This is a genomic window from Streptomyces sp. NPDC043812, from assembly GCF_056436245.1.
Map to the genome: position 1 here is coordinate 18,623 of NZ_JBWKCY010000012.1, position 24,992 is coordinate 43,614.

Annotated in this window: 22 protein-coding genes; 5 read left to right on the forward strand and 17 right to left on the reverse strand. The window is 69.9% G+C overall.

Features of this window, described 5'->3' with window-relative positions; genetic code table 11:
• Nucleotides 1-2 precede the first annotated feature (2 nt).
• From cimA to ureA, 5 genes are all read right to left on the reverse strand, one after another.
• Entirely contained in the window at nucleotides 3-1,616 is a 1,614-nt protein-coding gene (gene cimA / locus AC067Z_RS18900) for a citramalate synthase (protein ID WP_478790668.1), read from the reverse strand.
• 456 nt (nucleotides 1,617-2,072) lie between these two features.
• Nucleotides 2,073-2,678: a TetR family transcriptional regulator C-terminal domain-containing protein gene (locus AC067Z_RS18905; protein WP_478790669.1), complete on the reverse strand. Its 606-nt coding sequence runs from the start codon at nucleotides 2,676-2,678 to the stop codon at nucleotides 2,073-2,075.
• 52 nt (nucleotides 2,679-2,730) lie between these two features.
• Entirely contained in the window at nucleotides 2,731-3,747 is a 1,017-nt protein-coding gene (locus tag AC067Z_RS18910; protein WP_478790670.1) for an agmatine deiminase family protein, read from the reverse strand.
• Between the two features lie 8 nt (nucleotides 3,748-3,755).
• The gene (locus AC067Z_RS18915; protein ID WP_478790671.1) at nucleotides 3,756-5,438 is read right to left on the reverse strand and encodes an urease subunit alpha; all 1,683 of its coding nucleotides are present in this window, start codon (nucleotides 5,436-5,438) and stop codon (nucleotides 3,756-3,758) included.
• The gene (gene ureA, locus AC067Z_RS18920) at nucleotides 5,438-6,121 is read right to left on the reverse strand and encodes an urease subunit gamma (protein ID WP_478790672.1); all 684 of its coding nucleotides are present in this window, start codon (nucleotides 6,119-6,121) and stop codon (nucleotides 5,438-5,440) included. Before ureA ends, AC067Z_RS18915 begins: the two co-directional genes overlap by 1 nt.
• A gap of 140 nt (nucleotides 6,122-6,261) precedes the next feature.
• Here ureA and AC067Z_RS18925 point away from each other — a divergent pair, with 140 nt between their 5' ends.
• Both AC067Z_RS18925 and AC067Z_RS18930 read left to right on the forward strand, forming a co-directional pair.
• On the forward strand, nucleotides 6,262-7,728 hold the full coding sequence (locus AC067Z_RS18925) for a cytosine permease (protein ID WP_478790673.1): 1,467 nt from the start codon (nucleotides 6,262-6,264) through the stop codon (nucleotides 7,726-7,728).
• Complete coding sequence (locus tag AC067Z_RS18930) at nucleotides 7,704-7,838, forward strand: hypothetical protein (RefSeq protein ID WP_478790674.1); 135 nt, start codon at nucleotides 7,704-7,706, stop codon at nucleotides 7,836-7,838. The genes AC067Z_RS18925 and AC067Z_RS18930 overlap by 25 nt, the downstream gene beginning before the upstream one ends.
• A gap of 66 nt (nucleotides 7,839-7,904) precedes the next feature.
• On the opposite strand, the gene AC067Z_RS18935 is transcribed toward AC067Z_RS18930, so the two are convergent.
• The 3 genes from AC067Z_RS18935 to AC067Z_RS18945 form a co-directional block, all read right to left on the reverse strand.
• On the reverse strand, nucleotides 7,905-8,993 hold the full coding sequence (locus AC067Z_RS18935) for a branched-chain amino acid aminotransferase (protein WP_478790675.1): 1,089 nt from the start codon (nucleotides 8,991-8,993) through the stop codon (nucleotides 7,905-7,907).
• Nucleotides 8,994-9,220: 227 nt separating this feature from the next.
• Nucleotides 9,221-10,264, reverse strand: coding sequence for a 3-isopropylmalate dehydrogenase (locus AC067Z_RS18940; RefSeq protein WP_478790676.1), 1,044 nt, complete (start codon nucleotides 10,262-10,264; stop codon nucleotides 9,221-9,223).
• Nucleotides 10,265-10,334: 70 nt separating this feature from the next.
• Nucleotides 10,335-10,463: a hypothetical protein gene (locus AC067Z_RS18945; RefSeq protein ID WP_478790677.1), complete on the reverse strand. Its 129-nt coding sequence runs from the start codon at nucleotides 10,461-10,463 to the stop codon at nucleotides 10,335-10,337.
• 255 nt (nucleotides 10,464-10,718) lie between these two features.
• On the opposite strand from AC067Z_RS18945, the gene AC067Z_RS18950 reads away from it, so the two are divergent.
• Nucleotides 10,719-11,717 carry a zinc-binding dehydrogenase gene (locus AC067Z_RS18950; protein ID WP_478790678.1) on the forward strand — a complete coding sequence of 333 codons (999 nt, stop codon included), beginning with the start codon at nucleotides 10,719-10,721 and terminating at the stop codon, nucleotides 11,715-11,717.
• Between the two features lie 41 nt (nucleotides 11,718-11,758).
• On the opposite strand, the gene AC067Z_RS18955 is transcribed toward AC067Z_RS18950, so the two are convergent.
• The 4 genes from AC067Z_RS18955 to AC067Z_RS18970 all read right to left on the reverse strand — a co-directional run bounded on the left by AC067Z_RS18955 (nucleotide 11,759) and on the right by AC067Z_RS18970 (nucleotide 15,724).
• A complete protein-coding gene (locus AC067Z_RS18955) occupies nucleotides 11,759-11,926 on the reverse strand; it encodes a hypothetical protein (RefSeq protein WP_478790679.1) in 168 nt (55 codons plus the stop codon).
• A gap of 643 nt (nucleotides 11,927-12,569) precedes the next feature.
• Nucleotides 12,570-12,809, reverse strand: coding sequence for a hypothetical protein (locus tag AC067Z_RS18960; protein WP_478790680.1), 240 nt, complete (start codon nucleotides 12,807-12,809; stop codon nucleotides 12,570-12,572).
• A gap of 110 nt (nucleotides 12,810-12,919) precedes the next feature.
• Nucleotides 12,920-14,551: an L-glutamate gamma-semialdehyde dehydrogenase gene (gene pruA, locus AC067Z_RS18965; protein ID WP_478790681.1), complete on the reverse strand. Its 1,632-nt coding sequence runs from the start codon at nucleotides 14,549-14,551 to the stop codon at nucleotides 12,920-12,922.
• Between the two features lie 246 nt (nucleotides 14,552-14,797).
• The gene (locus AC067Z_RS18970) at nucleotides 14,798-15,724 is read right to left on the reverse strand and encodes a proline dehydrogenase family protein (protein WP_478790682.1); all 927 of its coding nucleotides are present in this window, start codon (nucleotides 15,722-15,724) and stop codon (nucleotides 14,798-14,800) included.
• Between the two features lie 173 nt (nucleotides 15,725-15,897).
• On the opposite strand from AC067Z_RS18970, the gene AC067Z_RS18975 reads away from it, so the two are divergent.
• A complete protein-coding gene (locus AC067Z_RS18975; RefSeq protein WP_478790683.1) occupies nucleotides 15,898-17,139 on the forward strand; it encodes a PucR family transcriptional regulator in 1,242 nt (413 codons plus the stop codon).
• Here AC067Z_RS18975 and AC067Z_RS18980 read toward each other — a convergent pair.
• Complete coding sequence (locus tag AC067Z_RS18980) at nucleotides 17,134-17,721, reverse strand: TetR/AcrR family transcriptional regulator (protein WP_478790684.1); 588 nt, start codon at nucleotides 17,719-17,721, stop codon at nucleotides 17,134-17,136. The two genes, AC067Z_RS18975 and AC067Z_RS18980, sit on opposite strands and share 6 nt — an antisense overlap.
• A gap of 95 nt (nucleotides 17,722-17,816) precedes the next feature.
• On the opposite strand from AC067Z_RS18980, the gene AC067Z_RS18985 reads away from it, so the two are divergent.
• Nucleotides 17,817-19,385: an MFS transporter gene (locus AC067Z_RS18985; RefSeq protein WP_478790685.1), complete on the forward strand. Its 1,569-nt coding sequence runs from the start codon at nucleotides 17,817-17,819 to the stop codon at nucleotides 19,383-19,385.
• Nucleotides 19,386-19,495: 110 nt separating this feature from the next.
• Here AC067Z_RS18985 and serA read toward each other — a convergent pair whose 3' ends face one another.
• The 4 genes from serA to AC067Z_RS19005 all read right to left on the reverse strand — a co-directional run bounded on the left by serA (nucleotide 19,496) and on the right by AC067Z_RS19005 (nucleotide 24,823).
• Nucleotides 19,496-21,088 (reverse strand): phosphoglycerate dehydrogenase, encoded by a 1,593-nt coding sequence (gene serA, locus AC067Z_RS18990; RefSeq protein ID WP_478790686.1) that lies wholly within the window; start codon nucleotides 21,086-21,088, stop codon nucleotides 19,496-19,498.
• Between the two features lie 229 nt (nucleotides 21,089-21,317).
• Nucleotides 21,318-22,319: a ketol-acid reductoisomerase gene (ilvC, locus tag AC067Z_RS18995; protein ID WP_356633939.1), complete on the reverse strand. Its 1,002-nt coding sequence runs from the start codon at nucleotides 22,317-22,319 to the stop codon at nucleotides 21,318-21,320.
• 93 nt (nucleotides 22,320-22,412) lie between these two features.
• Entirely contained in the window at nucleotides 22,413-22,937 is a 525-nt protein-coding gene (ilvN, locus tag AC067Z_RS19000) for an acetolactate synthase small subunit (RefSeq protein ID WP_385310221.1), read from the reverse strand.
• A 26-nt stretch (nucleotides 22,938-22,963) separates the two neighbouring features.
• On the reverse strand, nucleotides 22,964-24,823 hold the full coding sequence (locus tag AC067Z_RS19005) for an acetolactate synthase large subunit (protein WP_478790687.1): 1,860 nt from the start codon (nucleotides 24,821-24,823) through the stop codon (nucleotides 22,964-22,966).
• Between the last annotated feature and the right edge of the window lie 169 nt (nucleotides 24,824-24,992).

Consider the following 24,992-nt stretch of genomic DNA (forward strand, 5'->3'; position numbering starts at 1 on the left):
CGCTACTCCGTCGGCTCCACGCCCGCGCGCAGGAGGCCGTAGGTGTACGCGTCCTCCAGCGCCTGCCAGGACGCGGCGATGATGTTGTCCCCCACACCGACCGTGGACCAGTCGGCGTCACCGTCGCCAGTCGAGATCAGGACACGTGTCGTCGAACCCGAACCGTGCCGGCCTTCCAGGATGCGGACCTTGTAGTCGATCAGCTCCATCTTCGCCAGCTGCGGGTAGATCTTCTCCAGGCCCACACGCAGCGCCTGGTCCAGGGCGTTGACCGGGCCGTTGCCCTCGGCCGTGGCGACGATGCGCTCGCCCTTGGCCCACAACTTGACCGTGCCCTCGTTGGCGTGGGTGCCGTCGGGGCGGTCCTCGACGATCACGCGCCAGGACTCGGTACGGAAGTAGCGGCGGGCGCGGCCTTCCGCCTCGGCGCGCAGCAGCAGTTCGAAGGACGCGTCGGCCGCCTCGTAGGTGTAGCCCTTGAGCTCGCGCTCCTTGACCCGCTCGACGACCCGGCCGACGAGCTCGCGGTCGTCGCCGAGGTCGATCCCCAGCTCCTTGCCCTTGAGCTCGATGGAGGCGCGTCCGGCCATGTCGGAGACGAGCATCCGCATGGTGTTGCCGACCAGTTCGGGGTCGATGTGCTGGTAGAGGTCCGGATCGACCTTGATCGCGGAGGCGTGCAGTCCGGCCTTGTGCGCGAAGGCGGAGACTCCCACGTAGGGCTGATGCGTGGAGGGCGTGAGGTTGACGACCTCGGCGATGGCGTGCGAGATACGGGTCATCTCCGCGAGCGCGCCCTGCGGCAGGACCTTCTTGCCGTACTTGAGCTCCAGCGCGGCGACGACGGGGAACAGGTTGGCGTTGCCCACCCGCTCGCCGTAGCCGTTGGCGGTGCACTGCACATGCGTCGCGCCCGCGTCCACCGCGGCCAGGGTGTTGGCGACGGCGCAGCCGGTGTCGTCCTGGGCGTGGATTCCGAGGCGGGCTCCGGTGTCGGCGATCACGGTGGCGACCACGGCCTGCACCTGGGCGGGCAGCATGCCGCCGTTGGTGTCGCAGAGGATGACGACATCGGCACCGGCCTCGTGCGCGGTCCGTACGACCGCCTTGGCGTACTCGGCGTTCGCGCGGTAGCCGTCGAAGAAGTGCTCGCAGTCGACGAAGACCCGGCGGCCCTGCTCGCGCAGGTGGGTGACGGTGTCGCGGACCATCTCGAGGTTCTCGTCGAGCGTCGTGCGCAGGGCGAGCTCGACATGCCTGTCGTGCGATTTGGCGACCAGAGTGATCACGGGCGCGCCGGACTCGAGCAGCGCCCTGACCTGCGGGTCGTCCGCGGCCTTGGCGCCGGCCCGGCGGGTGGCGCCGAATGCGACGAGCTGCGCGTTGCGGAAGGTGATCTCCTTCTGCGCGCGTGCGAAGAACTCGGTGTCGCGCGGGTTCGCCCCCGGCCAGCCGCCCTCGATGAAGCCCACGCCGAAGTCGTCCAGGTGCCGTGCGATGGTCAGCTTGTCCGCGACGGTGAGGTTGATGCCCTCACGCTGCGCGCCGTCGCGCAGGGTCGTGTCGAAGACATGGAAGCTGTCGTCGACCTGCGTGTCCTGGCCGTTGGTGGTCATGCTGTCCTGACTCCTGTCGGATGAGTGGCTCCGGAATGTCTGGCTCCACTTGCCCCCATCATCGCGCGCAGCTCGCCTTCGGCCGTGGGTGAGGCCGTAAAACGAAAAAACCCCTCGCGGGTGCGAGAGGTCTGCGCGCGGGTCTGGGGCACGGTGCCGCCTGCCGCGGGATTGCTGTCCACGGGTCAGCGGTCACTGCGGACCGGCGCGCTGTTGCCGATAATCATGGCGAACGAGAGCACGGTGGCAGTTTGCCACAAGTTGCGCCGGGCGTGGACGGGGATCTCACGATGCGGGCGGTGGCTCGCGGATGCTGTTCCCCTACCCGCCCTTCCCGTCACCGGGGCCCCGCGCCTCACATGCCGTCGGGGCTGGATTTCGCGGAGCGACATCAGCCCGTGCGGGGGCACCGGTCCGGGCGGAGCCCGGTTGAGGGAAGGGCGGGGTGGGGGCACCTCACCGCGTCAGCAGCCCCTCCCCCACGAACTCGCCCACATGCGCCAGCACCTGCTCGCGCCCCGTCCCCGGTATGCCCACGGCCACATGCACGCTGAAGCCGTCCAGCAGTGCCCGCAGCCTTGCCGCGAAGCGATCCGGGTCCACGGCACGGAACTCGCCGCGGGAGATGCCCTCCGCGAGCAGAGCAACCAGATCCCGGTGCCAGGCGCCCTCGATCGCCGCCTGGCGGGCACGGGCGTCGGCGTCCGCGTTCTGCGAGCGGTTCCAGACCTCGAGCCACAGCGTCCAGTGCGGGTCGCGCGGCCCGTCGGGCACGTACAGGTCGACGTACGCGTCGAGTCGCTCCCGCGCGGTCACCTGCCGGGACAGCAGCGCACTGCGCTCGTGACCGAGGCGTCCCTCGCTCCACTCCAGTGTCTGCAGCAAAAGCTCGTCCTTGGTACGGAAGTAGTAGAGGAGATGCCCGCTGCTCATCCCGACCTCGCGCCCGAGCCCCGCCATGGTGAGCCCGTCGAGCCCGCGCTCGGCGATGGTGTCCATGGCGGCGGCGAGCAGCGCCTCGCGCGGCGGCGCGACATTGCGGCGGCGGGAAGCGGGGGTCATACGGCGGCTGCCGGGGGCATGACGTTCACCCGTACGTTCTACCTGATCGGGATCACACCTCGGGCTGCTGCTGGGTGATGCAGTGGATTCCGCCCCCGCCCGCGAAGATCGCCCGCGCGTCCACCAGCGTCACCGTCCGGCCCGGGTACAGCCTGCGGAAGATGCCGGCGGCGATCTCGTCCCTCGGGTCGTCGAACGCGCACAGCACGACTCCCCCGTTGCAGACGTAGTGGTTGATGTACGAGTAGTCGACCCACTCGCCGTCCTCGTCGCGCAGCACCGTGGGAGCCGGGACCTCGACGACCTCGAGTCGGCGGCCCTTCGCGTCCGTCGCGGACTCCAGGAGGGCGACGTTCGCCTTGCACAGTTCGTGGTCGGGGTGGGCGGGGTCGGGCTGGGTGTGGCACACCACGACTCCCGGGCCTGCGAAGGCCGCGACGATGTCGACGTGGCCGCGCGTGCCGTACATGCCGTAGTCGCCGGTCAGTCCGCGTGGCAGCCAGATCGCCTTCGTCGTGCCGAGCCGGGCGTGGAGCTCCGCCTCGACCTGGGTGCGGGTCCACCCGGGGTTGCGTTCGGGGCCGAGCTGGACCGTGTCCGTGAGCAGGACCGTGCCCTCGCCGTCGACGTGGATCGCGCCGCCCTCGTTGACGAGCGAGGAGGCGTGGACGGGTACGTCCGCGATGTCCGCGACATGGCGGGCGATCTTCGCGTCGTGCTCCCAGCGCGCCCAGTCGGCTGCTCCCCAGCCGTTGAACACCCAGTCCACAGCGGCCAGTCGAGTGCCGTCGGTGACGAAGGTGGGGCCGATGTCGCGCATCCACGCGTCGTCGAGGTCCCGTTCGACGACGTCGATGTCCGGGCCGAGGAGCTCGTGGGCGGACGCGGACTGGCCGGTGCCCGCGACCACCGTGACCGGTTCGAAGCGGCGTACGGCACGGGCCACGGAGGCCCAGGCCCTCCGCGCCTCGACAAGCTCGGCGTCGTTGGTGAACGTCGGGTTGGGGCCGGGCCAGGCCATCCAGGTGCGCTCGTGCGGGGCCCATTCGGGCGGCATACGGAAGGTCACAGCGGTTCCTAGAGGAAGTAGAGGCGGTTGAGGGAGATGGACTCGGCGGGCTGGGAGCGCAACGGGTCACCGTCGAGCGTGACCAGACCGGTGCGGCCGTCCACGGACACGTCTCCCACACGGGAGTTGAGCAGCAGGTTCCCGGGGCCGATGCCCCGCGTGCCGCGCACCGCGACCCGGCGGCGGCGCGTGGGCATCATGTCGGAGCCGATGTCGACCGCGGCCTGGGCGACGAAGGCGACGGAGATGTCGGCCGGTGTCGCGCCGTATGCCCCGAACTGTGGTCCGAGGACCAGGGGTTCGCAGGTGTCGGTCGCCGCGTTCGGGTCGCCGACCACCCCGTAGGCGGGGAAGCCGGACTTCAGCACCAGCTGCGGCTTCGCACCGAAGAACTCCGGCCGCCACAGCACGATGTCGGCCATCTTGCCGGCCTCGATGGAGCCGATCTCGTGGGAGAGGCCGTGCGCGATCGCGGGGTTGATCGTCAGTTTGGCCATGTAGCGCAGCACGCGCGCGTTGTCGTCGTGCGCGCCGTCGCCGTCCATCGGCCCGAGCTCGGCCTTCATCTTCCCGGCCATGGCGAAGGTACGGCGCACGGTCTCGCCCGCACGTCCCATCCCCTGCGCGTCCGAGGAGGTGATCCCGATTGCGCCGAGGTCGTGCAGGACGTCCTCCGCGCCCATCGTTCCCGCGCGGATCCTGTCGCGGGCCATCGCCGCGTCGCCCGGCAGGTCGGTCTTGAGGTCGTGGACGGAGACGATCATGCCGTAGTGCTCGGCGACCGCGTCCCTGCCGAAGGGCAGCGTGGGGTTCGTGGAAGAACCGATGACGTTCGGCACACCGGCCATCTTCAGCACGTTCGGGACGTGTCCGCCGCCGCAGCCCTCGATGTGGAAGGCGTGGATGGTCCGGCCGTCGAGGACACGCAGGGTGTCCTCGACGGACAGGCATTCGTTCAGCCCGTCGCTGTGCAGGGCCACCTGTACGTCGTGCTCCTCGGCGACCCGCAGGGCGGTGTCCAGGGCGCGGGTGTGCGCGCCCATGTCCTCGTGCACCTTGAACCCGGACGCACCGCCCTCGGCCAGCGCCTCGACGAGGGGGGCCGGGTCGGAGGACGAACCACGGGCGAGGAAGCCTATGTTGACGGGCCAGGCGTCGAAGGCGTTGAACGCGTGCTTCAGCGCCCAGGGCGAGTTGACCCCGACGCCCCACACGGGGCCGAACTCCTGGCCGATGACCGTCGTGACACCGGAGGCGAGCGATGCCTCCATGATGCGCGGCGAGAGTAGGTGGACGTGGGTGTCGACGGCGCCCGCGGTGGCGATCAGCCCTTCACCGGAGACGATCGACGTGCCGGTGCCGACGACGACGTCCACGCCGTCGAGGGTGTCCGGGTTCCCGGCCCGTCCGATGGCGTGGATGCGGCCCTCGCGGATGCCGATGGACACCTTGCGGATGCCCTGCACAGCGTCGATCACGAGCACGTTGCTGATGACGACGTCGCAGGTCTCCCGCACGGCGGCGGCCTTGAGGTGCAGTCCGTCGCGGGCGGTCTTGCCGAAGCCGGCCAGGAACTCGTCGCCCGGCTTCTGGGCGTCGGACTCGACGCGCACGACGAGCCCCGAGTCGCCGAGGACGACGCGGTCCCCGGTGCGCGGCCCGTGCACGGATGCGTACTCGTAGGGGTCCATCAACCGGTCTCCGTTCCCAGATAGCCGCAGGCCGCGGCGCGTCGCAGGGCTTCTTCCTTCGCGCCGGGCGCATCGAGTGGTCCGTCGACGAGGCCGGCGAAGCCGATGGCGATCCGCTCACCGCCGATGGACAGCAGGCCCACCTCCACCTCGCTGCCGGGGTCGAAGCGGACGGACGAGCCTGCGGGGACGGCGAGACGCATGCCGTAGGCGGCGGCGCGGTCGAAGCGGAGCCGCGGGTTGGCCTCGAAGAAGTGGAAGTGCGAGGTGACGCTGACGGGCACGGTCGCGGTGTTGCGCACGGCCAGCGTGGCGACGGGCTCGGGCTCGTCGTACGCGGGGCCGGGCAGGAGCGCGCCGGGCGCGCTCTCGCCCAGGCCGCCCCCGACCGGGTGGGGGACGACCGCCAGCCGGGAGCCGTCCTCGAAGACCGCCTCGACGTGGACCTCGGTGACGATGTCGGCGACGCCGGGGAGAACGTCGTCCGGGCCGAGCACCGAGCGGGCCGCCTCGATCGCCTCGGCGAGCCTGCGGCCGTCCCGGGCGGCTTCACAGACCGTGTCGGCGATGAGCGCGGTCGCCTCTGGCACGTTGAGCCGCAGTCCTCGGGCGCGGCGCGCCCGCGCCAGCTCCGCGGCACCGAACAGCAGCAGCCGGTCGCGCTCGGTCGGGGTCAGTCTCACGTCAGCACCTCCAGATTTGAGCATCACTCTAACAACCACATCACCTCGAAGGGAACCGTTGACTTACTGCTAGGTATGGCTCACATTGAGCAGCACTCAATTAGAGCGTCACTCAAAAGTCCCTGACAGGAGCGAGCCGCATGCCGATGGAACAGCGCGGAGTCGACACCATCCCCGAGCCGGAGCGCACCAGTACTCCTCGGGACCTTCTGTCGATCCTGCTCGGGTCGAACCTCTGCCTGGGGGTGATCGTCTTCGGCTGGCTGCCGGTTTCGTTCGGTCTCGGCCTGTGGCCCGCCGTCACCTCGGTCGTCGCGGGCACCGTCGTCGGCATTGCCGTCACCGCACCGCTCGCCCTCGTGTCCCTGCGCACGGCGACCAATCTGTCGACCTCGAGCGGCGCCGCGTTCGGCGTGCGCGGCCGCCTCGTCGGCTCGGTCGTCGGCCTGCTGCTCTCCCTCGGCTACACCGCGCTGACCCTGTGGATCGGCGGGGACGTCATGCTCGGCACACTGGCCCGCATCGCCGGGGTCTCCACCGGCGGCGCCGCGCACACCCTGGTGTACGCGGCACTCGCTGCCTGCACAGTGGTCGGTGCGGTGTACGGCTACCGGCTGCTGCTGCGCCTGAGCAAGATCCTCGCGATCGGCATGACCGGCCTCCTGCTGCTGGGCCTGATCGCCTACGCCCCCGACTTCACGACGGCCGCGCCACCGGACACCCCGTTTCTGCTGGGCTCGTTCTGGCCGACCTGGGTACTGTCCGCCGTGGCCGCCGGGCTCAGCGGGCCGATCGCGTTCATCACCCTGCTCGGCGACTACACCCGCTACATCTCGCCCCGGCGCCACAGCCCGCGCCGCGTGCTGCGCGCGACCTGTCTGGGACTCATGGCCGGACTGCTCGTGCCGCAGCTCTTCGGTACGTACACGGCGCTCGCCGCCCGCGCCGCAACGGACTACGCCGACCCCCTGGTCGCCGCGTCACCCGTCTGGTACCTCGTCCCGCTGCTGGTCGCCGCGGCGGCCGGGTCGGTGGGCAACGCGGGTCTGATGCTCTACTCCATGGGCCTCGACCTGGACGCGATCCTGCCGAAGGCCACCCGTACCCGCGCCACACTCGTCGTCGCCGCCGTCGCGACCCTCTTCGTCTTCCTCGGCCACTTCGTGTGGGACGCGCAGTCCGCGATGACGTCGTTCGTGCTGCTGCTCACGGCGATCGGAACTCCGTGGGCCGTGATCACCCTCATGACGCACATCCGCTGCGGCGGTGAGTACGACGCGGAGGCACTGCAGGTCCACAACCGGCGGGCGCGCGGCGGGGCCTACTGGTTCCGGGCCGGCTGGCACCCCCGGGCGACCCTGTCCTGGGCACTGGGCGCCGCGGTGGGCCTGGCCGCCGTGTCCACCCCGCTGTACGAGGGACCGCTGCTCGCTCTGACGGGCGGCGTCGACTGCAGCTTCATCCTGTCCGGCCTGATCGGAGGGGTGGTCCATGGCGTTCTGACCCGCCCGGCGTCTCGTACGATCATGGCGACCGCCGCTGAGGAAGCGGCACTTGGGGAACAAGGAAACGGGGAAACGCAGTGGAGGACATCGCAGGTCCGGTGATCGTGCGGGTGCTCAAGGGCATCGGCTCGGTGGTCTACCACTTCGGGGATCTGCTCGGGCTGATTCCCGAGGAGCGCTCCCGGCGCAAGCAGGACAAGCGCAGGAAGTGATGCGCACGGCAGAAGGCCCGCCCCGGCGTGGGGCGGGCCTTCTGCCGTCACTGCGACGGGTGCGGATCAGCCCAGCCGGTGGGTCCAGCCGTGGACGTCCTCCGCCTTGCCGGTCTGGATGTCGAGCAGTGCCTTGCGCAGTCGCATCGTGACCTCACCCGGTTCGCCGCCCGACTGGGTCCACTCGCCCCGCGCGCACTTGACCGTGCCGACGGGGGTGATCACCGCGGCGGTGCCGCAGGCGAAGACCTCCTTGAGCGTGCCGTTCTCCGTGTCGGCCTGCCACTGGTCGATCGAGACCCGGCCCTCCTCGGAGGCGTAGCCGAGGTCCTTGGCAAGGGTGAGGAGGGAGTCCCGGGTGATACCGGCGAGCAGCGAGCCGGTGAGTTCGGGGGTGACGATCCTGTCCTCGTAGACGAAGTACAGGTTCATGCCGCCCAGTTCCTCGACCCACCGGTGCTCCACGGCATCGAGGTAGGCGACCTGGTCGCAGCCCTTCGAGGCCGCTTCGGCCTGGGCGAGCAGGGAGGCCGCGTAGTTCCCGCCGGTCTTGGCGTCGCCCATGCCGCCGGGGACGGCGCGGACGCGGTCCTCGGAGAGCCAGATGGAGACGGGCTTGACGCCACCGGGGAAGTAGGCGCCGGCGGGCGAGGCGATGACGAGGAACAGGTACTCGTTGGCGGGGCGGACGCCGAGGCCGACCTCCGTCGCGATCATGAACGGGCGCAGATAGAGCGACTCCTCGCCACCGTGGGCGGGCACCCACGCAATGTCCTGCTGGACGAGCGCGTCACACGCGGCGATGAAGGTGTCGACCGGCAGCTCGGGCATGGCGAGGCGGCGGGCGGAACGCTGGAATCGCTCGGCGTTGGCCTCCGGACGGAAGGTGGCGACGGAGCCGTCGGGGCGGCGGTACGCCTTGAGCCCCTCGAAGATCTCCTGCGCGTAGTGCAGGGTCATGTTGGCCGGGTCGATCGACAGAGGCGCGTACGGGACGAGCTCGGCGTCGTGCCAGCCACGGCCCTCGGTCCACTTGATCGTCACCATGTGATCGGTGAAGTGGCGGCCGAATCCGGGTGCGGCCAGGATCCCCTCGCGCTCCGCGTCGGAGAGCGGGGTCGAGGAGGGCTTGAGCTCGATCGTGGGCGTCGTCATGAGTGCAGTGTCCTTCACCGTTTTGGTTGTGTCGGACCGCGCTCACGCCACTTCGTTGGACGTCCGAGCATCGCCGCGTGGCACGGCCCACGTTCGATTATCGCGCGCGTGGGACCGGGCGGGGAACGACGTGATTGCGGCCCGGGATTGATGGTGACACCCGAGGGCCGCACAGGAGAAGCCGCCGGGCGCTGATGCGACCCGGCGGCTTGGGTGATGCCGGCGGGTCAGCTCGCTACGCGTACCGCGAGCGCGTCGCCGATCTCGTCCGTCGTGCGGACCGTGTCCGGCGTGCGTTCCGCCAGGTCGGCGGCGACCTCGTGCTCGATGCGGACGGCCTGGTCCTCGAATCCGAGGTGCCGCAGCAGGAGGGCGACAGACAGGATCGTGGCCGTGGGGTCGGCCTTGCCGGTGCCGGCGATGTCGGGCGCCGAGCCGTGGACGGGCTCGAACATCGACGGGAACGCGCCGGTCGGGTTGATGTTGCCGGAGGCGGCCAGGCCGATGCCGCCGGTCACGGCCGCGGCGAGGTCGGTGAGGATGTCGCCGAAGAGGTTGTCGGTGACGATGACGTCGAAGCGCTCCGGCTGGGTGACGAAGAAGATCGTCGCAGCGTCGACGTGCAGATAGTCGGTGGTGACCTCGGGGTACTCCTGGCCGACCCGGTCGAAGATGTTCTTCCACATGTGACCGGCGTAGACGAGGACGTTGTTCTTGTGGACGAGCGTCAGCTTCTTGCGGGGGCGGGCGTCGGCCCGCTCGTACGCGTCACGGACGACGCGCTCCACGCCGTACGCCGTGTTGAGGCTGACCTCGGTGGCGACCTCGTGCTCGGTGCCGGTGCGCAGCGAGCCGCCGTTGCCGGTGTACGGGCCCTCGGTGCCTTCGCGGACGACGACGAAGTCGATGTCCGGGCGGCCGGCGAGCGGGGTCGCCGTATTGGGGAAGAGCTTCGAGGGACGCAGATTGACGAAGTGGTCGAAGGCGAACCGCAGCTTCAGCAGCAGCCCTCGCTCCAGGACTCCGGACGGCACCGACGGGTCACCGATGGCGCCGAGCAGGATCGCGTCGTGGTTCTTCAGGGCGTCGAGCTCCGCGTCCGGGAGGGTCTCACCCGTCCGGTGCCAGCGCTTGGCGCCGAGGTCGTACTCCTTGGTCTCCAGCTTCACATCCTGCGGGAGGACGGCGGCAAGGACCTTCAGGCCCTGCGCCACGACCTCCTGGCCGATGCCGTCACCGGGGACAACTGCGAGATTGATGCTGCGAGACATGTCGGGCACCCTACTCTCCGTCCCATGCATTGACACGGGCCGTCCACCATGTGGACCAGGAGCAGTGGGCTCAGTGGCCGGTCTCCCCGCCGTTGTCCCTGCGGTCCAGGGCTCGCTGCAGGGCGGCGGCGGCGTTCTTGCGGTCGGTTTCGGCGGTACGGGACGTACGGCGGACTCGACGAGCGGTCTCAGCGGGCATGGTGATCGACTCCTTGGAGATCAGACACGATTTCGAAGGTGCCGGAAGGGGCGGGGAGCGGTGCCGCAGGGGTTGCCTGCATCGGGGCAATGCTCGCGTCCGCCGTTCGCTGGATCGAGCGAGACGTTCGGCTTCTACAAAGCTAGGACAGCTACGCGCTTCTGTCTCCACAATTACTCGGACTTCCTACTATCTGAGACGGCGATCATCAAAACCGTCTGACGGCACGGCCGCTTCGCCCCTACCGTCACGGTCATGACGACGCAGAACGCGCTGGCCGTGCACCAGATCGCCCGCCCCACCGGCTTCCCCACCCCCGACCTGTTCGCCTTCACGCAGGCACCTGTGCCCTCGCCCGGGCAGGGTCAGGCGCTGGTGGAGAACCTCTACTGGTCCGTGGACCCCTACCACCGTGAGCTGATGGACGGCGGGTGGCAGCTGAACAGCCCGCTGGAGGGCCGCACCATAGGCCGGGTCGTAGCCTCCCGGGACTCCGGACTGTCCGAGGGCGACCTGGTCTTCCACCGTGCGGGCTGGCGTACGCACGCCCTGGTGACGGCCGGCGCGGACGGGACGCGCCTGGTGCGCTCCCACCAAGGCGTCCCGCTCTTCGCGCACTTGAGCATCCTCGGCGGCACGGGACTGACCGCGTACGTGGCGCTGACCCGATCGCTGCGGCTGCAGCCGGGCGAGGACCTGTTCGTGTCGGCCGCCGCGGGCGGGGTCGGTACGGCGGCCGGCCGGATCGCCCGGCTGCTCGGCGCGGGGCGGATCGTGGGCAGCGCCGGATCGCCCGCCAAGGTGCGGTATCTGACGGAGCAGGTGGGGTACGACGCGGCCTTCGACTACCACGACGGCCCGGTGGCGGAGCTGCTGGCCAAGGCGGCGCCGACAGGCATCGACGCCTACGTGGACAATGTCGGGGGCGGCCATCTGGAGGGCGCCATCGCCTCGTTGCGCGAGTCCGGCCGGATCGCCTGGGTCGGCGCCATCGCCCAGTACAACTCCGCGGAGCCGCCTCCGGCGCCCCGCAACCTGTTCGAGGTGGTCGACAAGGCGCTGCGCATCGAGGGTGTGCTGGTGCGCAAGCACACGGCCCTGCAAGGCGAGTTCGAGGACTTCCTCGTCCCGCATCTGCAGAGCGGCGCCGTCGCCCCCGACGTCACGGTCGTCGAGGGATTCGAGCGGATCGTGGACGCGTTCCTCGGCATGCTGCGGGGCGAGAACCTGGGGAAGATGCTCGTCAAGGCGTGAGCGCCTCGCCGAGACGGGATGCCCCAGGGCCTCGGCCCGGGTCAGATCTCGCAGTTGATCTCGAAGTCGGTGCCGGCTTCGCCGTCGCAGTCGTCCATACCCGCGCTGCCGTCGAGGAAGTCGCGGGCGGGCCCGCCCTTCAGGGTGTCGTCGCCGCTTCCCGCGTCGATCCGGTCGGCCCCGCCCACCGTGGTCACAGAGCCGTTCACGCCGGCGTTGTCACCGAAGACGACGTCGTCCCCGCCCGCGCCCGAAGATCCGGTCGTGCCCCGCCGTCGCTCCGGTGGGGTCCCCCAGACCGCTGTCTCCGATGATCTCGAACTCGCCACGCGCTGCCGCCGAAGATCCGGTCGTTGCCGGAACCGATCGCGGTGCCCTGGGAAGCGGCGTGATCGCCGACGGCGACCGTGCCGCCGTCCGCGCCCAGGTCCAGGACGTCGTTGCCGCCGGCGCCGCGTGCGTTCCCCACGATCCCGGCGTCCCGGTCGTGGTCGTCACCGGGACGCCGAAGCAGGTCTGCACCTGGGCTCCGGCTTCCGTGGCACCCAGCGCGACGAGGGCCGTCGCCGCGAAGACGTTGACGCAACAGTGCAGAAGGATTCGGCGGACGGGTCTTGTTCTGCGGCTCTCTGGCATGGCTGCTCCCTGCGCCGGAGGTGATCATTGACCTTGATCCCTTCCAGCACCGGTGCGCCGTGCAGGCGACGCGAGTCCGCGGTACAGCGGCGTGACCACTTCATGACGACGGCCTGCCGGTCAGCCGGCAGGCCGTCGTCAAGCGCCTCACGGTCCTCCCCACACGGGAGAGAGCCGCGAGGCGCGCAGCGCGGGACGACGCGAGGACCCGCCGCGTTACTCCGCCACCTTCCGGCTCAGCTCCTGCCCGACCCGGGCGATCCACGCCCCGAGCTCCTGCCGGTCGTGCGCCTGCGCCCCGCACAGGGCACTCGCCTGCGCATCGGTGAGCCGGTTCGGCCCGTCCACGGTCAGCAGACCGGTCAGTTCCCGCAGTACGGATGCCAGCCGCACGGCATCGGTGTGCTCGATCGGATCGACCCCGTGCCCGGCCTTCAACGTCGTTGAACCTGGCATCACGCCTCCTTCCGGCACCCCCTCCCAAGCAGCGTAGACCTGCCCGAAGTGAACCGCCCCCGGCCGGTGTGGGGACCGGCGGGGGGCGGAGTTCAGGGGACCCGGAGGGGTCAGCCCATGTGCGGGTAGGAGTAGTCGGTCGGCGCGACCAGCGTCTCCTTGATCGCACGGGTCAGCGTCCAGCGCATCAGGTTCTGCGGGGCGCCGGCCTTGTCGTTGGTGCCGGAGGCGCGGCCACCGCCGAAGGGCTGCTGGCCGACGACGGCGCCGGTCGACTTGTCGTTGATGTAGAAGTTGCCCGCGGCGTAGCGCAGCTTCTCCATCGTGTGCGCGGCGGCGGCACGGTCGTTCGCGATGACCGCGCCGGTCAGGGCGTAGTCCGACACGGACTCCATCTGCTCGAGCATGGCGTCGTACTCGTCGTCCTCGTAGACGTGGACGGCGAGGATCGGGCCGAAGTACTCCGTGGTGAAGACCTCGTTGGCCGGGTCCGAGCACTCGACGACGGTCGGGCGCACGAAGTAGCCGACGGAGTCGTCGTAGCTGCCGCCCGCGACGATCGTGCACGTCGGGTCCTGCTTCGCCCGGTCGATCGCGGCCTTGTTCTTGGCGAAGGAACGCTCGTCGATCACGGCGCCGATGAAGTTCGTCAGGTCGGTGACGTCACCCATGCGGATGCCGTCGACCTCTGCCGCGAACTCCTCCTTGAAGCCGGAGTTCCAGATCGAGGCGGGGACGTAGGCACGCGAGGACGCGGAGCACTTCTGGCCCTGGAACTCGAAGGAGCCGCGGGTCAGCGCGGTCTTCAGCACGGCGCGGTCGGCGCTCGGGTGGGCGACGACGAAGTCCTTGCCGCCGGTCTCGCCGACGATGCGCGGGTAGGAGCGGTACTTCTCGATGTTGTTGCCGACCGTCTTCCACAGGTGCTGGAAGGTCTTGGTCGAGCCGGTGAAGTGGATGCCGGCGAGCATCGGGTGGTTCAGCGCCACCTCGGAGACGGCGATGCCGTCACCGGTCACCAGGTTGATGACGCCCTTGGGCAGGCCGGCCTCCTCGAGGAGCTGCATGAGCAGCACGGCGGCGTGGGTCTGCGTGGGGGACGGCTTCCAGACGACGACGTTGCCCATGAGGGCGGGCGCGGTCGGCAGGTTGCCGGCGATGGCGGTGAAGTTGAACGGAGTGATCGCGTAGACGAAGCCCTCGAGCGGGCGGTGGTCCATGCGGTTCCACACGCCGGGCGAGTTGGCCGGGGGCTGCTCGGCCAGGATGTCGCGGGCGTACTTGACGTTGAAGCGCCAGAAGTCGACGAGCTCGCAGGGAGTGTCGATCTCGGCCTGCTGGGCGGTCTTCGACTGGCCCAGCATGGTGGAGGCGGCCAGCGTCTCGCGCCAGGGGCCGGACAGCAGCTCGGCGGCGCGCAGGATGATCGCGGCGCGGTCGTCGAACGACATCGCGCGCCAGGCCGGGGCAGCGGCGAGGGCGGCGTCGATCGCGTCCTGCGCGTCGTCCTCGGTGGCGCCGGCGAAGGTGCCGATGACGGCCCCGTGGTTGTGCGGCTGCACGACGTCGAAGCGCTCGCCGCCGCCCATCCGCTTGACGCCGCCGATGGTCATCGGCAGCTCGATCGGGTTCTCGGCCAGCTCCTTCAGCTTGACCTCGAGGCGGGCGCGCTCGGGCGAGCCGGGTGCGTAGCCGTGCACCGGCTCGTTGACCGGGGCGGGGACCTGGGTCACGGCGTCCATGAGTAACCTCTTCCGAGTGAATCGCTGACTTCAGTCGGGAGGAACTGAAGTACCGGCATATGTTGGGTTGCGGTCAGGGCTTGACCGTCACGAGCACGTTTCGGCGGGCGAGTGAGAAGCCCCACGGGGCGGAGTCACGAGTTCCGTAGCTCCTTTCGGGAGACAGAGCGGAACGGGCGCGGCACAGCCGGCCGACGAGCGGCGGTTGTCGTCCTCCAGGATGCACCTGGGTGGCGACAACCACGCTCAGCCCTTGGTGATCATCGAGCGGACGAAGAACAGCAGGTTCGCCGGCTTCTCCGCGAGACGGCGCATGAAGTAGCCGTACCAGTCGGTGCCGTACGCCGTGTAGACGCGCATCCGGTGGCCCTCGGCCGCGAGCCGCACGTGCTCGTCGCTGCGGATCCCGTACAGCATCTGGAACTCGTACTCATCCAGTTTGCGCCCTGCGCGGTGGGCCAGGTCCTGCGCGATGGCAATGAGTCGCGGGTCGTGCGACCCGATCATCGGGTAGCCGTCGCCCTCCATCAGGATCTTCAGGATGCGGACGTACGCCCTGTCGATCTCGGACTTGTCCTGGTAGGCGACGGAGGCGGGCTCCTTGTAGGCGCCCTTCACGATGCGGACCCGGCTGCCGGCGTCGGCGAGGCGGCGGGCGTCGTCCTCGGTGCGGAAGAGATACGCCTGGATGACGCAGCCCGTCTGTGGGAAGTCCTTCCGCAGCTCCTCGTGGATGGCGAACATCGAGTCCAGGGTGGTGTGGTCCTCGGCATCCAGCGTGACGGTGGTGCCGATGGCGGCGGCGGCCTCGACGACGGGGCGGACGTTGGCGAGCGCCAGCTCGTGTCCGCCCTCCAGCGCCTGGCCGAACATCGACAGCTTCACGGACATCTCGGCCTTCGTGCCGAGGTCCAGCTCGCCGAGGTGCTCGATCAGCTCCAGGTAGGCGTCGCGCGCGGCGGCGGCCTGTTCGGGGGTGGTGATGTCCTCGCCCACGACGTCCAGAGTGACCTCGAGGCCCTTGGCCGCGGCGTCCCGGACGATCGGGATGACCTGCTCGACCGTCTCACCGGCGATGAACCGGGCGACGACCTGCTTGGTCCCCGGGGCGGCCGACACGAAGCGGCGCATCTTGTCGCTGCGCGAAGCGGCGAGGATCACGGGACCCAGCACGGGGCACCTCCACGGAACAGGTGTCGAAGAAGGCCGAAACCGAACGAAACGGGAACGGCACGAAGAACCATCGTGAAACCTAAGGATCTCGCCCGTGCTCTGCCATCGACACCTGTCACGCATCCGCGTCCCGTATCTCAGACATATGTCTGAAGGGGTGCGAGAATGGCCGGGTGAAGGGCGACTACCAGGACCTGGTCGACGAGATCTCCGCACTGCTGGGCGTCCCGGCAACGCTGGAGAACCGCGATTTCGGTCTGATCGCCTTCGGGGCCCACGACAGCGACGACGACACGGCGATGGACCCGGTCCGCACCCGCTCGATCCTGACCCGTAGGTCGACCCCGGCGGTGCGTGTCTGGTTCGAGGGTTTCGGCATCACCCGCGCGACGGGTCCGGTGCGCATTCCGGCCGCCCCGGACGCCGGGGTCTTCCGTGACCGCATCTGTCTGCCCGTGCGGCACCGGGGCATCGCTCTCGGCTACGTATGGCTGCTCGACACGGATCCGGGTCCGACCGACGGGCAGCTGGCCGCCGCGATGGAGGTGGCGGCGCGGATCGGCACCCTGCTCGCGGACGAGGAGCGCGCGGGGGCCGATCTGTCCCGGGAGCTGCGCGCGGTCCTGACGGCTGAGCGGGGCTGGCAGTACGACATGGCGGTGGACGCGCTGCGCCCAGAACTGGGCGCGGACGCGGAGGGGTTGCACACACTGGTGTGCGTCGGCCCGTGGCCGCCCGGTGACGCGCCCTCGGCGCGCTCGCTGCCGAGTGCGTCGGCCCTGTGCACGGTGCCGTTGCCTGCCGCCCCGGGCGGGGGCGGCCAGGGTGACGCCGAGGCCGCGTCCGGATCTCCCGTCCACGCCGTGGCGGCGCTGGTCCGGCTGCGCACCGCCGACAACCTCTCCCCCGCACTGACAGTGGCATCCCGTCTGCGTGATGCGGCAGGCGCGGGGCCGGGGCCGTCCGCCGCCGGAGCCTCCCGCCGCGGGACGGACGCGGGCGCGGCGGTCGCCGCAGGAGTGGCCACCCCACTGCTCGGGCTGGCCGGCCTGGGCCGCGCGTGGCTCGAAGCGAGGTCGGCGGCCCGCGCGGCGCAGGCCGAGCCCCGGCTCGCGCCGGTCGCCCACTGGACGGACCTCGGCCCGTACCGCTTGCTGACGGCGCTTCCCGCGGACGCTGCCCACGACCCCGCGGTGCGGGAGCTGCTCGCCCCCTCGCACACCGAACTGGCCCGCACCGCCGAGGTGTTCCTCGACTGCGCGGGCCAGGCGGGCCGCACTGCGGCGGAGCTGGGCATCCACCGCCAGACGCTCTACTACCGGCTCTCGCGCGTCGAACAGCTCACCGGCCTGGACCTCGACGACGGCGAGCACCGTCTGCTGCTGCACATGGCGCTCAAGAGCGCACGGCTATGACGACTCGCCGGCCGCCTTCATCAGGCGACGCAGCCCCTCAGTGAGCTCGTCCGCGCGGGTGGCCGTACCGGGGTCGAAGGTCCACTGGGCGATCAGGCCCATCATCAGGGTCATGTAGAACTTGCCGAGCGTGTCGACGTCGTCCTCGGCGACGTCCGCCTCCTCGCCGCCCATGAGCATGGGGATGATCCCGCGCGCACCCTCGCGCTGAGCCTTGGCCAAGTGATCGCGCACCGCGGGCAGTTGGTCGCCCATGACCACGATCTCCATGCTGAGGCGCCACAACGAGTCGGGCCCGGACATGGTGCCGACGATGTTCGACCACACCTCCTCGAACCTCTCCAGCGATCCCGGCCGCGTCTGCGGCGTCGCCGGCTCCGTCACGTCGAAGTCGTCCGAGACACCTTCGACGAGGGCGACGTACGCCTCGGCGAGCAGGGCGTCCTTCGAACCGTAGTGGTAGCCGATCGACGCCAGGTTCGTCCCGGACTCCTTGACGATGTCGCGCGCGGTGGTGCGCACGAAGCCCTTCTCCACCAGGCAGCGCTTCGCGCCTTCGAGCAGATCCTCGCGATGTCCCATGTCAGCAGCGTACCGCCGCCCATACGACCGTCCCATACAACCGTCTTACACAATCGTTCTAGACAAGCGTTTAATACAGCCGTACATTGTTCTGCATGACGCTTCCCACCGCCCCGCCACCCCGTGCGGCCCGCCGCGAATGGACCGCATTCGTCGTCCTGTTGCTGCCGCTCCTGCTGGTCTCGATGGACGTCTCCGTCCTCTACTTCGCGATCCCCGCCATCAGCCGCGAACTCGATCCGACGAGCACGCAGCAGCTCTGGATCTTCGACATCTACGCGTTCGCCCTCGCCGGGCTGCTGATCACCATGGGTTCGCTGGGCGATCGCATCGGCCGGCGCAGGCTGCTCCTGATGGGCGCCACCGCCTTCGGACTCGCCTCTATCGGCGCGGCGTACGCGCAGAGCGCCGAAATGCTCATCGCCGCACGGGCGTTGCTCGGCATCGGCGGGGCCACGCTGATGCCCACGACCCTCGCGCTGGTGCGCAATCTCTTCCGCGACGACGCACAGCGGACCAAGGCCATCGGCATCTGGTCCGGAGCGATGGCCGGCGGAATCGCGCTCGGCTCGGTGATGAGCGGCGTCATGCTGGACCACTTCTGGTGGGGCTCGGTGTTCCTCGTCAACGTCCCCGCGATGGCGCTTCTGCTGCTCCTGGTGCCCCTGCTGGTACCGGAGTTCAAGGACCCGGCCCCCGGCCGCTTCGATCTGCTCAGCGTGCCGCTGTCGATGGGCGCGGTGCTGCCCGTGGTCTACGGGCTCAAGGAGATCGCAGCGGAGGGTTGGAGTCCCGTGCGGGCGCTGTGCATCACGGGCGGTGCCGCCATCGGCTACGTCTTCGTACGCCGCCAGCGCACCCGGGAGGACGCCATGATCAGCCGGGCGCTCTTCCGCGGGCGCGGCTTCGGTACGGGGATCGTTCTCAACACCGTGGCCATGTTCGCCATGATGGGCTCCGCGTACTTCACCACGCAGTATCTGCAGTCGGTGCTCGGCATGGGTTCCATGGAGGCCGCACTGTGGAGCATCGCGCCCTCGGTCGCCGTGGGCGTCGCCGCGCCGGTCGCCGGCACCCTGGCGGCGCGGTTCGGCCGCCGGCCGGTCATCTCCGGCGGTTTCGGGGTCGGGGCGGCCGGCTTCGCGGTGCTGCTCCTCACCGGCACCGATTCGCTCTGGGTGCTGCTGGCGGGCGCGTCCGTCATCGGCTGCGGCATCGTCACCGTGATGGCGCTGGTCTCGGACATGGCGCTGGCGGCCGCACCCCCGGAGAAGGCCGGTTCGGCCGCGTCGCTGCTGGAGACGGGCCAGGAGTTCGGCGGCGCGCTGGGCATGGCGTTCCTGGGCAGCGCGGGCGCTGCGGTCTACCGCAGGGACGTGGTCGACGCGGCGCCTTCCGGTCTCCCGGCCGACGCGCTGAACACCGTGCGCGAGACGCTCGGCGGCGCGAGCGTGGTGGCGGAGGGGCTGCCGGGCCGCATGGGCGAGGCGGTGCTCGCCGCAGCGCGTGAGGCGTTCGCCCACGGGATGCACGTCGCGGCCGTCGGCGGGGCTGCGCTGCTGGTGGGGGCCGCAGTACTCGCGGCGGTGCTGTTGCGCGGGGCGAGCGGTGACGGCGGGCCACGGGCCGATGAGCCGGACCGGGCCCCGGCGCTGGTGCCGTAGGCGGCGGTCCCGGACCCGCCGCGCTCCGCGCGGTCCCCGAACGCCGGACGGGCTGGATTTCGCGTCGCGAAATCCAGCCCGTCCGCTGAGGCGCGCCTGCGGCGCGGACCTCAGTCCGTCAGGTTCACCGAGCGCGCCGACGTCGCACCGATCTCCTCGGCGATCTCCGTCAGCACCGGCTGCGGCACGGTGTCGTCCACGGTCAGGACGACGAGTGCCTCGCCGCCCTCCTCCGCACGCGAGACCTGCATGCCGGCGATGTTGAGACCGGCCTCGCCGAGGATCCGGCCGACAGTGCCGACGACGCCCGGACGGTCCTCGTAGCGCAGCACGGCCATGTGGTCGGCGAGCGCCAGGTCCACGTCGTGCTCGCCGATCGCGACGATCTTCTGCAGGTGCTTGGGGCCGGCCAGCGTGCCGGAGACCGCGACCTCCTCGCCGCCCGAGAGCGTGCCGCGCACCGTGACGACGTTGCGGTGGTCCGGGGACTCCGAGCTGGTCGTCAGCCGGACCTCGACACCTCGCTCCTGGGCGAACAGCGGGGCGTTGACGTACGACACGGTCTCGTCGACGACGTCCTCGAACACGCCCTTGAGCGCGGACAGTTCGAGCACCTTGACGTCGTGCTGGGTGATCTCGCCGTAGACCTCGACGTCGAGACGGACAGCGACCTCGCCCGCGAGGGCGGTGAAGATGCGGCCCAGCTTCTCGGCGAGCGGCAGTCCGGGCCGCACGTCCTCGGCGATGACACCGCCCTGGACGTTGACCGCGTCCGGGACCAGCTCACCGGCAAGCGCGAGGCGCACCGAGCGGGCGACCGAGATGCCGGCCTTCTCCTGCGCCTCGTCCGTGGACGCGCCGAGGTGCGGGGTGCAGACGACCTGGTCGAGCTCGAAGAGCGGGGAGTCGGTGCACGGCTCCTTGGCGTACACGTCGAGGCCCGCGCCGGCGACCCGGCCCTCCTTCAGCGCCGAGTACAGCGCCTCCTCGTCGACGATGCCGCCGCGCGCGGCGTTGACGATACGGACGGCCGGCTTGACCTTGTGCAGCGCCTCGTCGCCGATCAGGCCGAGCGTCTCGGGGGTCTTGGGGAGGTGGACGGTGATGAAGTCGGACACCTCGAGCAGCTCGTCGAGCGTGAGCAGCTTGACGCCCATCTGCGCGGCACGCGCGGGCTGTACGTAGGGGTCGTACGCGACGATCTTCATACCGAACGCGGACATGCGCTGGGCGACGAGCACACCGATGCGGCCGAGACCGACGACGCCGAGCGTCTTCTCGCTCAGCTCGACGCCGGTGTACTTCGAGCGCTTCCACTCGCCGTTCTTCAGGGCGGTGTTGGCCTGCGGGATGTTGCGCGCGGTGGCGACGAGCAGACCGCAGGCCAGCTCGGCGGCGGTGACGATGTTGGACGTCGGGGCGTTGACGACCATCACGCCGGCCTTGGTGGCGGCGGACACGTCGACGTTGTCCAGGCCCACGCCGGCGCGGGCGACGACGCGCAGCTTCTTCGCAGCCGCGATGGCCTCTGCGTCGACCTTGGTGGCCGAGCGGACCAGGATCGCGTCGACGTCGGCGATGGCGGGGATCAGCTCGGCGCGGTCCGCGCCGTTGCAGTGCCGGATCTCGAAGTCCGGGCCCAGGGCGTCGACAGTGGCCGGCGACAGCTCTTCAGCGATGAGTACGACAGGTTTCGAGCTCACGTGAGTCCTCACAAGTCCAGTGCGGACGGCCGTCCCGACGGCCGCAGGCGGTGGAGGGGCAAGCCGCGTGGAAGACGCACGACACTGTGGGCCTGACGCGTAGGTGTTGTTGAGCAGTGTAGTGGTGCCGCACGGTGCGTCTTGCGCCTCGTTGGCAGGATCACTCGTCCGTGGCTGGACGAAGTGGCGCAGGTGAGGGGGCCCGCAACGGACCCCCTCACCCACAGGCTCACGCCTCGTCGTTGTCGACCCAGCTCATGAGCTTGCGCAGCTCCTTGCCGGTGGTCTCCAGCAGGTGCTCGGAGTCCTGGGTCTTGTACTCGTTGTACTTCTTCAGACCGCCGTGGTACTCGTCCATCCAGTTCTTGGCGAACGTACCGTCCTGGATCTCGGCGAGGACCTTCTTCATCTCCGCCTTGGTCTGGTCCGTGATGATGCGCGGGCCCGTGACGTAGTCGCCCCACTCGGCGGTCTCGGAGACCGACCAGCGCATCTTCTCCAGGCCGCCCTCGTACATGAGGTCCACGATCAGCTTCAGCTCGTGGAGGCACTCGAAGTAGGCGATCTCCGGCTGGTAGCCGGCCTCGGTCAGGGTCTCGAAGCCCGCCTTGACCAGCGCGGCGGTGCCACCGCAGAGCACGGCCTGCTCACCGAACAGGTCGGTCTCGGTCTCTTCCTTGAACGTCGTCTTGATGACGCCGGCGCGGGTGCCGCCGATTCCCTTGGCGTACGACAGCGCCAGGTCGAAGGCCTTGCCCGTGGCGTCCTGCTCGACGGCGGCGATACACGGAACGCCGCGGCCCTCCTCGTACTGACGGCGGACCAGGTGGCCCGGTCCCTTGGGGGCGACCATGGCGACGTCGACACCGGCCGGCGGCTTGATGAAGCCGAAACGGACGTTGAGGCCGTGGCCGAAGAACAGCGCGTCGCCGTCCTTCAGGTTGTCCTTGATCGACTCCTCGTAGACCTGGGCCTGGATCGGGTCCGGGACGAGGATCATGATGACGTCGGCCTCGGCGGCGGCCTCGGCGGGCGTCACGACGCGCAGACCCTGCTCCTCGGCCTTGGCCTTGGACTTGGAGCCCTCGTGCAGACCGACACGGACGTCGACACCCGAGTCACGCAGCGACAGCGCGTGGGCGTGGCCCTGGCTGCCGTAACCGATGACCGCGACCTTGCGGTTCTGGATGATGGACAGGTCGGCGTCGTCGTCGTAGAACAGCTCGGCCACTGGGATTCTCCTTGGAGTGCTGGTGTTGCGTCCCACCGTACGGCGGGAGTGGTCAGGGAAGTTTCGGGGTCTCGCCAGGCGAGAACGCCGGCGTTACGCGGAACGGTCCAGGGCCCGCAGCGAGCGGTCCGTGATGGACCGGGCGCCACGCCCTATGGCGATCGTGCCGGACTGGACGAGCTCCTTGATGCCGAACTGCTCCAGCATCTTGAGCATCGCCTCCAGCTTGTCACTCGAACCGGTGGCCTCGATCGTGACGGCCTCGGGCGAGACGTCGACGGTCTTGGCGCGGAACAGCTGGACGATCTCCACGATCTGGGAGCGGGTCTCGTTGTCGGCGCGGACCTTCACCAGCACGAGTTCGCGCTGGATGGCGGACCCCGGCTCGAGTTCGACGATCTTCAGCACGTTGACGAGCTTGTTGAGCTGCTTCGTCACCTGCTCCAGAGGAAGGTCCTCGACATTGACCACGATGGTGATCCGGGAGATGTCGGGGTGCTCGGTGACACCGACGGCGAGCGAGTCGATGTTGAAGCCGCGGCGGGAGAACAGGGCGGCGATCCTGGCCAGGATGCCGGGGGTGTTCTCCACCAGGACGGAGAGCGTGTGCTTGGACATGTGCGTCGTTCCTCTTCCTACGGCTCTCAGTCGTCTTCGTTGTCGCCGAAGTCGGGGCGCACACCACGGGCGGCCATGACCTCGTCGTTGGACGTGCCTGCGGCGACCATCGGCCACACCTGGGCGTCCTCGTGGACGATGAAGTCCACGACGACCGGGCGGTCGTTGATGGCGTTGGCCTCGGCGATGACCCTGTCGAGGTCGTCCGGGGACTCGCAGCGGATGGCGTGGCAGCCCATCGCCTCCGACAGCTTGACGAAGTCCGGGACGCGGGTGCCTGCGCTCGGCTGCTTGCCGTCGGCGTCGGGGCCGGAGTGCAGCACCGTGTTGGAGTAGCGCTGGTTGTAGAAGAGGGTCTGCCACTGGCGGACCATCCCGAGGGCGCCGTTGTTGATGATCGCGACCTTGATCGGGATGTTGTTCAGGGCGCAGGTGGTGAGCTCCTGGTTGGTCATCTGGAAGCAGCCGTCGCCGTCGATCGCCCAGACCGTGCGGCCGGGCTTGCCGGCCTTGGCACCCATCGCGGCCGGGACCGCGTAGCCCATCGTCCCGGCGCCGCCGGAGTTGAGCCACGTGGCGGGCTTCTCGTAGTCGATGAAGTGGGCGGCCCACATCTGGTGCTGGCCGACGCCCGCGGCGAAGATCGTGCCCTCGGGCGCGAGTTCGCCGATGCGCTGGATGACCTGCTGCGGTGCGAGGCTGCCGTCGTCGGGCTGGTCGTAGCCGAGCGGGTACGTCTCGCGCCAGCGGTTGAGGTCCTTCCACCAGGCGCTGTAGTCACCGGTGTTGCCGTCGCTGTGCTCGGCCTGGACGGCCTGGACCAGGTCGGCGATGACCTCGCGGGCGTCGCCGACGATCGGGACGTCGGCGGTGCGGTTCTTGCCGATCTCGGCCGGGTCGATGTCGGCGTGGACGATCTTGGCGTACGGGGCGAAGCTGTCCAGCTTGCCGGTGACGCGGTCGTCGAAGCGGGCTCCGAGGGCGACGATCAGGTCGGCCTTCTGCAGCGCGGTGACGGCGGTGACCGCACCGTGCATGCCCGGCATTCCCACGTGCAGCGGGTGGCTGTCGGGGAACGCGCCCAGCGCCATCAGGGTGGTGGTGACGGGGGCTCCGGTGAGCTCGGCGAGAACCTTCAGCTCGCCGGTGGCACCGGCCTTGAGGACGCCGCCGCCGACGTACAGGACCGGGCGCTTGGCGGCGGTGATCAGCTTGGCCGCCTCACGGATCTGCTTGGCGTGCGGCTTGGTGACCGGCCGGTAGCCGGGCAGGTCCGTCTGCGGCGGCCAGCTGAAGACGGTCTTCGCCTGGAGTGCGTCCTTGGCGATGTCGACCAGGACCGGGCCCGGGCGGCCGGTGGAGGCGATGTGGAACGCCTCGGCAATGGTGCGCGGGATGTCCTCGGCCTTGGTGACCAGGAAGTTGTGCTTGGTGATCGGCATCGTGATGCCGCAGATGTCCGCCTCCTGGAAGGCGTCGGTGCCGATCGCCTTGGAGGCGACCTGGCCGGTGATCGCGACGAGCGGCACGGAGTCCATGTGCGCGTCGGCGATCGGCGTGACCAGGTTGGTGGCACCCGGGCCGGAGGTGGCCATGCAGACACCGACCTTGCCGGTGGCCTGCGCGTAGCCGGTGGCCGCGTGGCCGGCGCCCTGCTCGTGGCGGACCAGGACGTGGCGGACCTTGGCGGAGTCCATCATCGGGTCGTACGCCGGGAGGATCGCACCGCCCGGAATGCCGAAGACCGTCTCGGCCCCTACTTCCTCGAGAGAGCGAATGAGGGACTGCGCGCCCGTGACGTGTTCGACGGTGGCGGACGGCTGTCCGCCGCTACGGGCCCGCGGCTGCGGATGGTGGGCCCCGGTGGCCTGCTCGGTCATCGGCATTCTCTTCTCGATGCTGAGGGTTTTTGCGAGGGTTTGGTACGAGTTCGGTACGAGCCGGTGCAACAAAAAACCCCTCGTGCCGTGAGGCAAGCGAGGGGAGCGCGTCGGTGGTGTCCGCAGAGCCTGTCGGGCGGCTCTGCTCAGCCGACGCGCTTTCCAAGTACGAGAA